We start from the raw sequence: 11,914 nt of genomic DNA on the forward strand, positions 1-11,914 counted from the left end.
TCGGGGACGAGCGACTGAATCGGCATGGTGCGTCGGCGGTGGTGGGGCTTCGCGATCGGCTTGGTGGCGGCCGGGCTGGGGTGGTGGGTCTTCCAGGTGACCTTGCTGGAGCCCGCCGAACGCGGCAACGCCAGTGGTTACGGCCAGTTCGTCCTCGCCGCGCTCGGCACGCTGATCGCGTTGTGGCAGCTCCTCGGCAGCCGCCGGAAGATCAGCGGCGCGGACGTCGACCGGCTCGTCGACAACCTCGCGGCGGCCATGCGGTCGCAGTGGGAGGCTGCCGCCGCGGAACGGGGTCTGCTCCAGCCGGTGCCGTTGCCGATCCGCTGGCGCCGCTGTCCGGAGCCGGTCGCCGGCCCCGTGTCGGCGGCGACCAGGCCACGCGCGTTCGACCCGCTGCCGGGCATCGACCACGTCACGGCCGCCCAGCTTCGGGAAGGCACGCACCGGACGGTGCACCGGATCTACGGCGGCCTCGCCTCGGGTCGCCTGATCCTGGTCGGCGGTCCGGGAGCGGGCAAGAGCTCGGCCGCGGTGCTGCTGCTCCTGGACGCGCTGCACTACCGTCGTGCGCAGACATCGCCTGATCAACGCGCCCGGATCCCGGTCCCGGTGATGTTCACGCTCCACGGCTGGGACCCGGACCGCACGTCGTTCCCGGACTGGGTGGCGACAAAGCTGGCGGAGTCGGCGGCGTTGCCCGGTCGCCGCGGCCGCCGCCAGGTGTCGAACCTCCTCCGCGACGGCCGCATCGCGGTGTTCCTCGACGGTCTCGACGAAATCCCGGCGGCGATCCGCCCGGCGGTGCTGCGAGAGCTCGGCCGGCAGACGAGCGTCCGGCTGGTCCTGCTGTTCCGGACCCAAGAACTTCTCGACACGGTCCAGCACGGTGTCCTGGCCGGGGCGGTCGCCCTCGAGCTGAAGCCACCGACGCCGGCCGACGCGGCGACGTACCTGCTGCAGGGGATCACCGAACCGGCACCGCGGCCATGGGTGAAGCTGGTCGGGGCGCTCAATGGGAGCCCGGAGAGCCCGGTGGCCCGGGCGTTGGCGAGTCCGTTGACGATCTCGCTGATCCGGGACATTTACCCGCCTCGCCCGGTCGAGGGTTCTCCGGTGGGCGCGATCGATGAGCTGCTCGATGTGGAGCGGTTCCCGGACGCGCGGACGGTGACCGAGTACCTGCTCGACCAGGCCATCGAGGCTGCGTATTCCCCGCATCGGCGCTCTCGCTATTCTCCCGCTGTCGCCTTGCGCACGCTCACACTGGTTGCCGAACGACTGAGGGACGAGAACACGCGTGAGCTCGAGCGGTGGAGAATCCCCGGCTGGTTGCCCGTGCGTGTTCGTGTGACGCTCAGTGCCTCTTTGGGTGCGGTCTTCTCTGGTGTCGTTCTGACAATCGTCTTCCTGGGGAGGCTGAGGACTTTCGAGAGTGAATGGCTGCTCATCCTGGGGATCTCTCTCGCGCCCGGACTTCTGGGTGGCGTTGCGTCCGGCCTGGTCGGCGGCGTTCGCCCGGTCGTCATCGACAAAATTTTCACCCGCCAGTTGCTGAAGTCGGAAGCGCTCGTCACCGCGGCGGTGGCAGGAGTGTTCTTCGCCGTGCTTTCCGGCGTATTTTCGGGGCTGCTCCCCGGAATTGCCTCGGGAGTAGTCGGTTCGTTGTTGAGTTTATTTGTTTCTGCGTACTATCTGTCGGATGGATCGACCGGACTGAGTTCGGTTGATCTGTGGCGAAACGATGTCCTGCTGAAAACCGTCGGTTTTGTCGTGTGGCTTCCGCTTTTGGGTGCTGCCGATCAGCTCGATCGGCTGGCGTGGAACACGGGCAGTGAGATTTTCTGGTCGCTCATGACGTGGACGGGCATGGGCTTGCTCGCGGGGCTGATGGTGTCCCAGGCCTGGATGACCATGGTCGCCCAGGCCTACCTGGCGATCCGCTACCGGACCCCGCTGCGCCTCGGCCGCTTCCTCGAGGACGCCCGCGAGCGTCACCTGCTCCGCTCCATCGGCCCGGCGTACCAGTTCCGCCACGCGACGCTGCAGGACCGCCTGGCCCCGAACCCGGCTTGACCGGCGTCTCCGCCGGTCAAGCCGTCGATCCATCTGGTCGGGATGACAGGATTTGAACCTGCGACCCTCCGCTCCCAAAGCGGATGCGCTACCAAGCTGCGCCACATCCCGGGTCCACCCCCAGGGGGGTGTGTGATCAGCCTAGCGGGTCACGCTAAGCTGGCCGCGCACCCGGGTACCTCCGGGGGCACGCGGGTGTAGCTCAATGGTAGAGCCCTAGTCTTCCAAACTAGCTACGCGGGTTCGATTCCCGTCACCCGCTCCACCGTCGTAAGAGGCGGCGTCGCGCGTTGACGCGGCGTCCGCCTCCAAGGATGCCGCGATCACGTCCAGCAGCTTGTCCGTGTCCACCGGCTTCGTGATGTAGTCGTCCGCGCCGCTGGCCAGCGTTCGGGCTCGGTCCTCCGCTGTTGCCTTGGCTGTGACCGCGATCACCGGCAGGTCCGCGTTGGCCGCCTCCGCCCTGATGGCCGCGATCGTGGCGTTGCCGTCCAGTTCCGGCATCATCACGTCCATCAGGACCAGGGCCGTGTCCTCGTTGCGCTCCAGGGCGCGGATGCCGTCGACGCCCGTCTCCGCGTAGATCACGTCCAGGCCCGCCTGCTCCAGGACCGCCGCCAGGGCGAACACGTTGCGCAGGTCGTCGTCGACGATCAGGACCTTCTCGCCGTGGAAGCGCTTGGGGGTCACGTCCGGGGCCGCCACCAGCACCGTGCTGGGCACCGACGGCAGCCGTGGGGAGGACAGCGCCGTCAGGGCCGGGTCCACCAGGTTGGCCGCCGCCACCGGGAGGTACAGGGTGAACGTCGAGCCCACGCCCGGCTCGCTCACCACGCGCAGCTCGCCGCCCAGGAGCTCGGTGAGCTGCTGGCTGATGTTCAGCCCCAGGCCCGTGCCGCCGTACTTGCGGCTCGTCGTGCCGTCCGCCTGGCGGAACGCCTCGAAGATGACCGCCAGCTTCTCCTCGGGGATACCGATGCCGGTGTCCTCGACCGCGAACGCGATGATGCCCGGCGCGTTCTTCAGGGACTCCTGCTCCACCTCCGCCGGGTCCGCCGCGCGGATGTGCAACCGGACGCCGCCCTCGTTGGTGAACTTCGCCGCGTTCGACAGCAGGTTCCGGAGGATCTGCTGGAGGCGGTGCTCGTCGGTGTGGACGCTGCCGGGCACCGGCGGGTCGATGTGGACGGCGAACTCCAGGCCCTTGTCCGCGGTCAGCGGGCGGCACAGGGACTCGACGTAGTCCACCAGCTCCGGCAGCGTGATGTCGGACATCTGCATGTCCAGCCGGCCGGCCTCGACCTTGGCCAGGTCCAGGATGTCGTTGATCAGCTGTTGCAGGTCCGACCCAGCCGCGTAGATCGTCTTCGCGAACTGGATCTGCTTCTCCGTCAGGTTCCCTTCCGGGTTCTCCGACAGCAGCTTCGCCAGGATCAACGCGCTGTTCAACGGCGTCCGCAGCTCGTGCGACATGTTCGCCATGAACTCGGTCTTGTACTGCGAGGCCACCGTCAGCTGCCCGGCCCGCTCCTCGAGCTCCTGCCGCGCTTGCTCGATCTCGCTGTTCTTGACCTCGATGTCGCGGTTCTGCTGGGCCAGCAGCGCCGCCTTCTCGGCCAGCTCGGTGTTGGACCGCCGCAGCTCGCCCTGCTGGGCCTGCAGCTGCTCCGACCGGGCCCGCAGCTCCTGGGCCAGCCGCTGCGACTCGGTCAGCAGCGCCTCGGTCCGCGAGTTCGACAGGATCGTGTTCACGTTGACGCCGATCGTGTGCCGCAGCTGCTCCAGCAGGTCCTGGTGGACCGTGCTGAACTCGTTCACCGAGGCCAGCTCCAGCACCCCGAGCACCTCGCCCTGGAACAGCACCGGCAGCACGATCAGGTTCACCGGCGCAACCGAGCCGAGCCCGGACGAGATCAGCGCGTACTCCGGCGGCGCGTTGTGCACCAACACCGTGCGCTGGTCGACCGCGGCCTGCCCGATCAGCGACTCGCCCATCGCGAACCGCAGCCCCGCGCGCGACTCCGCGAGCCCGTACGCCGCGATGCACTCGAGCACCGTGCCGTCCCGGTCGTCCTCGCGGGCCAGGAAGAACGCGCCCTGCTGCGCCCGGACCAGCGGGGCGAGTTCGGACAGGATCAGCGCCGCGACCGAGACCAGGTCGCGGTGCCCCTGCATCCGGCCCGACAGCTGCGCGAGGTTCGTCTTCAGCCAGTCCTGCTCGCGGTTGGTCCTCGTCGTCTCCTTGAGGTTCGCGATCATCTGGTTGATGTTGTCCTTGAGGTCCGCCAGCTCGCCGGAGGCGTCCACGGTGATGTGCCGGGTCAGGTCGCCCGCGGTCACCGCGGTGGCCACCTGGCCGATCGCGCGGACCTGGGTGGTCAGGTTCCCGGCCAGCTGGTTCACGCTCTCGGTGAGCCGCTGCCAGGTGCCCGACACGCCGCCGACCTCGGCCTGGCCGCCCAGCTTGCCCTCGGTGCCGACCTCGCGCGCCACGCGCGTGACTTCCGAGGCGAACGCCGAAAGCTGGTCGACCATCGTGTTCATCGTGGTCTTGAGCTCGAGGATCTCGCCGCGGGCGTCGACGTCGATCTTCTTCGTCAGGTCGCCCTTCGCGACCGCTGTCGTGACCTGCGAGATGTTGCGCACCTGGCTGGTCAGGTTGTGCGCCATGAAGTTGACGTTCTCGGTCAGGTCCTTCCACGTCCCGGCGACGCCGGGGACCCTGGCCTGGCCGCCGAGGATGCCTTCCGTGCCGACCTCGCGGGCGACCCGGGTGACCTCGTCGGCGAACGCGCGCAGCGTCTCGACCATCCCGTTCAGCGTCTCGGCCAGCGCCGCGACCTCGCCCTGGGCCTCGATCCGGATCTTCTTCGACAGGTCGCCGTTGGCCACCGCGCTCGCCACGGTGGCGATGTTGCGGACCTGGTCGGTCAGGTTGTCGGCCATGACGTTGACGTTGTCGGTGAGGTCCTTCCAGGTGCCCGCGACGCCGCGGACCCGCGCCTGACCACCGAGGATGCCTTCGGTGCCGACTTCGCGCGCCACCCGGGTGACTTCGTCGGCGAAGGCGGACAGCTGGTCGACCATCGTGTTCAGCGTGGTCTTGAGTTCGAGGATCTCGCCGCGGGCGTCGACGGTGATCTTCTGCGTCAGGTCGCCCTTCGCCACCGCCGCCGTCACCGTGGCGATGTTCCGGACCTGGTCGGTCAGGTTGTTCGCCATCGAGTTGACGTTGTCGGTGAGGTCCTTCCAGGTGCCGGCGACGCCGGGCACGGTGGCCTGGCCGCCGAGCTTCCCCTCGGTGCCGACCTCCCGCGCCACCCGGGTGACTTCGTCCGCGAAGGCGGACAGCTGGTCCACCATCGTGTTCAGCGTGGTCTTCAGTTCCAGGATCTCGCCGCGGGCGTCGACCGCGATCTTCTGGGTCAGGTCGCCGCGCGCGACGGCCGTCGCGACCTGGGCGATGTTGCGGACCTGGGTGGTCAGGTTGTTCGCCATGAAGTTCACGGACCCGGTCAGGTCGCGCCACGTGCCCGCGACCCCCGGGACCTGCGCCTGCCCGCCCAACTGGCCCTCGGTACCGACCTCGCGCGCCACTCGGGTGACTTCGTCGGCGAAGGCGGACAGCTGGTCCACCATGGTGTTCATGGTCGTCTTGAGCTCGAAGAACTCGCCGCGGGCGTCGACGGTGATCTTCTGCGTCAGGTCGCCCTTCGCCACCGCCGTGGTCACGTGCGAGATGTTGCGGACCTGGTCGGTCAGGTTGTCGGCCATCTGGTTGACCGAGTCGGTGAGGCTGCGCCACGTCCCGGCCGCGCCGGGCACCTCCGCCTGCCCGCCCAGCTTGCCCTCGCTGCCGACCTCGCGCGCCACGCGGGTGACTTCGCCGGCGAACGCCGAGAGCTGGTCGACCATCGTGTTCAGCGTGGTCTTCAGCTGCAGGATCTCGCCGCGGGCGTCGACGTCGATCTTCTTCGTCAGGTCGCCGCTGGCCACCGCGGTCGCCACCTGGGAGATCCCGCGGACCTGGTCGGTCAGGTTGTCGGCCATCAGGTTGACCGAGTCGGTGAGGTCGCGCCACGTCCCGGCGACACCCGGCACCTGGGCCTGGCCGCCGAGCTTGCCGTCCGAGCCGACCTCGCGGGAGACGCGGGTGACCTCGTCGGCGAACGCCGAGAGCTGGTCGACCATCGTGTTGATGGTGTTCTTGAGCTCGAGGATCTCGCCGCGGGCGTCGACGTTGATCTTCTGGGTCAGGTCGCCGCGCGCGACGGCCGTGGTGACCTGGGCGATGTTGCGGACCTGCTCGGTGAGGTTGTCGGCCATGAAGTTGACCGAGTCGGTGAGGTCGCGCCAGGTGCCCGACACGCCCGGGACGACGGCCTGGCCGCCGAGACGTCCCTCACCCGCGATCTCACGGGAGAGCCTCGTCACTTCGGCGGCGAAGCGCGACAGCTGCGCGATGAGGCCGTTGACCGTCTTCGCCAGCGTGGCGTACGCGCCCTGCAGCGGGCGCCCGTCGAGGGTCAGCGTCATCGGCTGGGACAGGTCGCCGTCGGCGACCCCGCCGAGCACCCGCTCCAGCTCGATCGCCGGCCGGGTGAGGTCCTCGACCAGGCCGTTCACCGCGTCGACGGCGGTGGTCCAGCCACCGGTGCCGACCTGGCCTTCGAGCCGCTCGCTGAGCCGGCCCTCCTGCCCGACGGCCGCGCGGACCCGCAGCAGCTCGCTGACCAGCCGCTGGTTGCGCTCGGCGATGTCGTTGAACGCGACGGCGAGCTGCGCCGAGATGCCGTCGCCGTGCGGGACGAGCCGCCGGCGGAAGTTGCCGTCCCCGAGATCCCGCACCGCGACCAGCACCCGCTCCAGCGCGGCCGCCTCGCTCTGGGATTCCGTTGTCATGTGTGCCGACCCTCTCCACCACGCATGCGCCAGCCATGGTCGTCGACCCAGCGTGCCATGCTTCGCCCTACACTTCGAGCCAGCCCGCCCGCTCACGCGGTAGCCGTGCGACAGCAGTCCGGAGGCAGGAGGTCCGTGCATGGTGTCACGTCCGGCCCCGGCTTCGGCGGCCCTGCCGCCGATGACCGGTGACGGCGGGCCGCCGGGCATCGACGCCTTCACCCGAGCGGCCCTCGAAGACGTCCGGGACGCGGTGTTCCTGCAGGACGACGCCGGCGTGGTGCGCTGGGCGAACCCGGCGGCGCGGGCCCTGACCGGGGCCGCCGAGCCGCAGCTGCACGCGGTCACCGAGACCTCCGGGCACGTCGAATCGGCCGGGCACCGGCGTCCGGCGCGGATCCGGGCCCTGCCCGGCGGATGGCACTCCTGGACCGTCCTCGCGGACGACGTCCCGCGGCGGCACGTCGGTGACTTCCTGGCCGAGGCCGGTCCGCGGCTGGCCGCCGCGCGCGGGCGGCACGGCACCGCCCGGGTGATCGCCGAACTGGCCGCGTCCGCGCTGGCCGAGACCGTCTTCGTGCTGCTGCCGACCACCCGTGGCCGGTGGGAGTGGTGGAGCTGCGAGCGGCCGGCCGCGCAGGGCCACGGCCGGATCCGGCGGGTGCCGGCCCAGGCCGCGCCGGTGCTGGCGGCGACGTTCGGGGCCATCGGGCCGCCCCAGCAGGCGCCGGTGCCCGAGCCCGAGGTCGCCACGCTGCCGTCGGTGGTCGCCGACCGGTTCGCGGGGCACGCCGACGTCTCGGTTGTCTCGCTCGGGCCGAACGCGAGCGCCGGCGTCACCGGGGCCCTGCTGCTGGGCCGCCGCGGCGACGCCGAGTTCGGTGCCGAGCAGTCCCGTGCGGTGGCGGAGTTCGCCGTGGCGGCCGGGACGGCGCTGGCCAACGCCCAGCGCTACGCCCGGCAGGAGGAGGCGACCCGCGGCCTGGAGACGACGCTGCGCCCGGCCGACCCGCCGGAGCTCGACGGCGCCCGGTTCGAGACCTGGTACGAGCCGGCCGGCGGAGTCCTCACCGTCGGCGGCGACTTCTTCGACGTCCTGCCCCGCGACGACGGCAGCGCGTTCCTGGTGCTCGGCGACGTCTGCGGCAAGGGCCCCGAGGCCGCCGCGCTGACCGGCCGGGTCCGGCACGCCCTGACCGCGCTCGCCATGGTCGAGCGCGACGGCCGCACGCTGCTGCGGCTGCTCAACGAGCTGCTCATCGCCGGCGGCAGCAGCCGGTTCGCCACCCTGGTGCTCGGCTCGGCCCGGCCGTCCGACGGCGGGGTCGGCCTCACGCTGGCCTCCGGCGGCCACCCGGCGCCGCTGATCGTCCGGCGCTCGGGCGTGGTCGAGGAGGTCACGGTGCCGGGCACGCTGGTCGGCATTTCGCCGCAGGCCCGCTTCGCCGAGGCGGAGGTGCGGTTGGAGCGCGGCGACGTCTGTCTGCTGTACACCGACGGCATCACCGAAGCCCGCAACCGGCACGACCAGACGGAACTCTTCGGAGACGACCGGTTGCGCGCCGTGCTCACGGCGGCGGCCGGGGAGCCCGCCCGGGAGGTCGTGCGGCAGCTGCGCCAGTCGGTCCGGGACTGGCTCGGGAGCTCCGCACATGACGATATCGCCGTGCTTGCCATCGAATGTGGGGACTGACCCCCTTCTTGCGGGGGTCCGGGTGGCGGAGCCCCCGGCTCGGGGCGAAGCCCCGAATGTCACCGCACTGTCCTCAATGGACTTGGTTTGACGCCTGGGCGAGGGGGTAATTACCTCGGTGCACTCAGTTTTTCCGACGGAGGAGCCCCATGGCGAACGCATTGCAAGGCCGCCGGGTCGCGATCCTGGCCGCGGACGGCGTCGAACAGGTCGAGCTGGAGCAGCCGCGCCAGGCCGTCCTCGACGAGGGCGCGACGGTCGAGCTGGTTTCCCTGGACACCGGGGAGATCCAGGCGATGAACGGCGACATCGACAAGGGTGACCGGTTCGCGGTGGACCGGAAGGTCGCCGACGTCGGAATCGGCGACTTCGACGCCCTGCTGCTGCCCGGCGGCACGATGAACCCGGACAACCTCCGCACGGACGCCGCGGCGGTGAAGTTCGTCGGCGACTTCGTGCGGGCCGGCAAGCCGGTCGGGGTGATCTGCCACGGTCCGTGGACGCTCGTCGAAGCGGATGTCGTGCGTGGCCGCACGCTGACGTCGTACCCGAGCATCCGGACGGACCTGCGTAACGCCGGTGCCACCGTGGTCGACGAAGAGGTGGTGGTGGACGGCGGACTGGTCTCCAGCCGTAACCCGGACGACCTGCCGGCCTTCTGCCGGACGGTCGTGCGGGAGTTCGCGGGCTGAGGCCAGCGTCCTCTGTGGACGTTCACCCGTCCGTGTCTTAAGTCCCGCTTAAATCTGTTGGCTTTCGGCACCGCGGCGGAGGACGCTGGTGTGTGACGAGGATCGCCCGACGAGAGGAGGTGGACGCGATGACTGTGCACGCAAGGCGCTACGGCCGCTGGTGCCGTGAACACTTCGACGCGATCGCCGCCGAGGGCGTTCCCGCACCCCGCGGTGGCGAGCCCGCCGACCAGGCCCTGCCGGCACCCGAGCCGGAGCCGGTCCAACCCGGTGCCGACCAGCCCCAGGCCCGATAGCCCACGAAGAAGGCCTCCCCGGTACGCCGGGGAGGCCTTCTTCGTGGCTCAGCGGTAGCTGCGCCGGTACCAGACGCGCCGCGGGCCGGGCGCGCCGATCCGGGCGATGACGTCGGTCAGGATGGCGCCGATGATCAGCCAGAGGACGGCGGCGAGGCCGTCGTTGAGGAACGTCCGCAGCCCCTCCGAGTCCGGTGTGAAGAGGTTCCGCAGGCCGAGCGAAACGCCCGCCGACCACTCCGAGATCAGGTGCGCGAAGCCGTTGGCCGAGTTCGCCCCGCCCAGCACCAGCACGATGTGCACGGCCAGGACCAGCGCGAACACCGCGCAGACCAGGTGGATCAGGGCGTTGATCGTGCGCACGGCCCGGAGGCGCGGGTGGGTGCGCTCCACGATCTCTTCGGTGGGGGCGGGCTCGTACGGCGTTCCGTACGGCTCCGGGGGCGGGGGATACGGCATCGTCGGCGTCCCTTCGACTGTCCGATGTGGACGTATCTGCGTGGGCAGGAACAACACCTCGGAATACCCGTCACCCGGGTGAGCGAACCGCATACTCCTCAAACTTCCCTATGGAGGGGGTGATAGGGTATTTTGAGGAACGCGAGGAGGGTCATGGCGCGGGACGTCTACTCCGTCGAACAGGTCGCCGCGAAGCTCGGCCTGCACGTCCGGACGGTCCGGAACTACGTACGGGACGGGCGGCTGAAGGCCGTCCGGATCGGCAAGCAGTACCGGATCACGGCCGAGGACCTGGCGGCCTTCACCGGGCTGCCGGTCGCGGAGCGGGCCGCGGGCCCGGTCGCGGAGCTGTCGGGGGTCGTCGAGCTCGCCGGCGTCGACCGGGCGGGTGCCGACCGCATCGCGACCATGGTCGTGGCCTCGGTGAACGGGCCGCGTGACGGGGGCGAGCGGCCTCTGCGTGTCGAAACCATCTACGACGGGGAGCGCGCCACCATGAAGATCATCGTGCTCGGCGACCTGGCGGCCGGGGCCGACCTGCTGCGGTGGGTCGCCTCGATCGCGGAGAACCTGACGTGACCGCGATCTACCGGTCGGCGGCCGGGGCGGCCGCGGTCCGCGAACGCTACGACACGCTGCTGGACCGCTGGCCGGTGCCGTCCGAGCGCCGCACGCCGGCCACTCGGCTGGGGGACACCTTCGCCGTGGTGTCCGGTCCGGTGGACGCGCCACCGGTCGTCGCGCTGCAGGGGTCCGGCGGCACCGCCGCGCACTGGCTGCCGGACATCGCCACGTTGGCCGGGCGGCTGCGGGTGTACGCGGTCGACGCGCCCGGCGAGCCGGGCCGCACCGTCGAGGCGCGGCCCGCGCTCGGGTCGCCCGCGTACGCCGAGTGGCTCGACGACGTCCTCGACGGGCTCGCACTGCCGCGCGCGGCGTTCCTCGGCACCTCGCTGGGTGGCTGGTGGGCGCTGGACTACGCGCTCCGCCGTCCCGAGCGGGTCGCCGCGCTGGCGCTGGTCAACCCGTCCGGGCTCGGCCGGCGCCGGACCGCGCCGCTGCTGAAGTTCGCCGCCTACAGCCTTCTCGGCGACTGGGGCCGCCGCCGGTCGCTCGCCATGGTCGCCCAGGGCAGCCCGCCCGACCCGGGGCGGCGCGCGGTCGGCGAGTTCACCCTGGCGACGTTCGAGCACTTCAAGCCGCGGCTGGGGGCGATCCCGGTGTTCCCGGTCGACCGCCTGCGGGAACTGGTGATGCCGGTGCAGGCGCAGTTCGGGGCACGAGACGTCCTCCTCGACCAGCGGGACGCGGCGGCGAACCTGCGGCAGGCCCTCCCGGACGCCGACGTCCGGCTGGCCGAGGACGCCGGGCACTTCCTGCCGGGCTGGGCCGCCCTTGCCACCACGTTCTTGGAAGGGAAGCGATCGTGATCGCCGGGGTGTGGTTCGAGCCCGCCGAAGGACCCGAGCTGAGCACCGAGCAGGACGCCCTCGACCTGATCGGCGCCACCTACGGCCGCGGTGCCGACGTCCTCGTCGTGCCGGTCGAGCGGTTCCCGGCCCGGTTCTTCGACATGCACGAAAAGCTCATCGGGCACTTCTTCTCCAAGATCGTCCAGTACGGCTACCGGCTGGTGCTCCTCGGCGATGTCCGCTCGCACGTCGAAGCGAGCACCGCGTTCCGCGACGTCGTGCGGGAATCGAACCGCGGCAAGGACGTCTGGTTCGTGGCCGACCTCGCCGAGCTCGACGCCCGGCTGGCCGCACGGCGCTGAGCCGGGCGGCGCAACCGTCCCG

Annotated in this window: 9 protein-coding genes and 2 tRNA genes; 8 read left to right on the plus strand and 3 right to left on the minus strand. The window is 70.9% G+C overall.

The genetic code is table 11. The annotated features are described in order from the left end of the window. The first annotated feature begins 24 nt into the window (after window positions 1–24). The gene (locus ACWEF6_RS32870) at window positions 25–2,076 is read left to right on the plus strand and encodes a hypothetical protein (RefSeq protein WP_449686492.1); all 2,052 of its coding nucleotides are present in this window, start codon (window positions 25–27) and stop codon (window positions 2,074–2,076) included. Window positions 2,077–2,110: 34 nt separating this feature from the next. Here ACWEF6_RS32870 and ACWEF6_RS32875 read toward each other — a convergent pair. Continuing rightward, window positions 2,111–2,187: transfer RNA gene (locus tag ACWEF6_RS32875), tRNA-Pro, on the minus strand. Between the two features lie 80 nt (window positions 2,188–2,267). Between ACWEF6_RS32875 and ACWEF6_RS32880 the strand changes: the two genes are divergently transcribed. Then, a tRNA-Gly gene (locus ACWEF6_RS32880) sits at window positions 2,268–2,341 on the plus strand. On the opposite strand, the gene ACWEF6_RS32885 is transcribed toward ACWEF6_RS32880, so the two are convergent. Next, window positions 2,293–6,978 carry a HAMP domain-containing protein gene (locus ACWEF6_RS32885; RefSeq protein WP_449686514.1) on the minus strand — a complete coding sequence of 1,562 codons (4,686 nt, stop codon included), beginning with the start codon at window positions 6,976–6,978 and terminating at the stop codon, window positions 2,293–2,295. The two genes, ACWEF6_RS32880 and ACWEF6_RS32885, sit on opposite strands and share 49 nt — an antisense overlap. Before the next feature lie 139 nt (window positions 6,979–7,117). Between ACWEF6_RS32885 and ACWEF6_RS32890 the strand changes: the two genes are divergently transcribed. From ACWEF6_RS32890 to ACWEF6_RS32900, 3 genes are all read left to right on the plus strand, one after another. After that, complete coding sequence (locus ACWEF6_RS32890; RefSeq protein WP_449686493.1) at window positions 7,118–8,671, plus strand: SpoIIE family protein phosphatase; 1,554 nt, start codon at window positions 7,118–7,120, stop codon at window positions 8,669–8,671. A 149-nt stretch (window positions 8,672–8,820) separates the two neighbouring features. After that, the gene (locus ACWEF6_RS32895; RefSeq protein WP_449686494.1) at window positions 8,821–9,363 is read left to right on the plus strand and encodes a type 1 glutamine amidotransferase domain-containing protein; all 543 of its coding nucleotides are present in this window, start codon (window positions 8,821–8,823) and stop codon (window positions 9,361–9,363) included. A 128-nt stretch (window positions 9,364–9,491) separates the two neighbouring features. After that, window positions 9,492–9,659, plus strand: coding sequence for a hypothetical protein (locus tag ACWEF6_RS32900; protein ID WP_449686495.1), 168 nt, complete (start codon window positions 9,492–9,494; stop codon window positions 9,657–9,659). A 48-nt stretch (window positions 9,660–9,707) separates the two neighbouring features. On the opposite strand, the gene ACWEF6_RS32905 is transcribed toward ACWEF6_RS32900, so the two are convergent. Continuing rightward, window positions 9,708–10,118: a hypothetical protein gene (locus ACWEF6_RS32905; RefSeq protein WP_449686496.1), complete on the minus strand. Its 411-nt coding sequence runs from the start codon at window positions 10,116–10,118 to the stop codon at window positions 9,708–9,710. Between the two features lie 153 nt (window positions 10,119–10,271). Here ACWEF6_RS32905 and ACWEF6_RS32910 point away from each other — a divergent pair, with 153 nt between their 5' ends. The 3 genes from ACWEF6_RS32910 to ACWEF6_RS32920 are packed head-to-tail and all read left to right on the plus strand — an operon-like array spanning window position 10,272 to window position 11,892. Continuing rightward, the gene (locus ACWEF6_RS32910) at window positions 10,272–10,697 is read left to right on the plus strand and encodes a helix-turn-helix domain-containing protein (protein WP_449686497.1); all 426 of its coding nucleotides are present in this window, start codon (window positions 10,272–10,274) and stop codon (window positions 10,695–10,697) included. Then, entirely contained in the window at window positions 10,694–11,548 is an 855-nt protein-coding gene (locus tag ACWEF6_RS32915) for an alpha/beta fold hydrolase (protein ID WP_449686498.1), read from the plus strand. The genes ACWEF6_RS32910 and ACWEF6_RS32915 overlap by 4 nt, the downstream gene beginning before the upstream one ends. Further along, complete coding sequence (locus ACWEF6_RS32920) at window positions 11,545–11,892, plus strand: DUF4180 domain-containing protein (protein WP_449686499.1); 348 nt, start codon at window positions 11,545–11,547, stop codon at window positions 11,890–11,892. The genes ACWEF6_RS32915 and ACWEF6_RS32920 overlap by 4 nt, the downstream gene beginning before the upstream one ends. Window positions 11,893–11,914 lie beyond the last annotated feature (22 nt).

This window comes from Amycolatopsis sp. NPDC004772 (genome assembly GCF_053601215.1).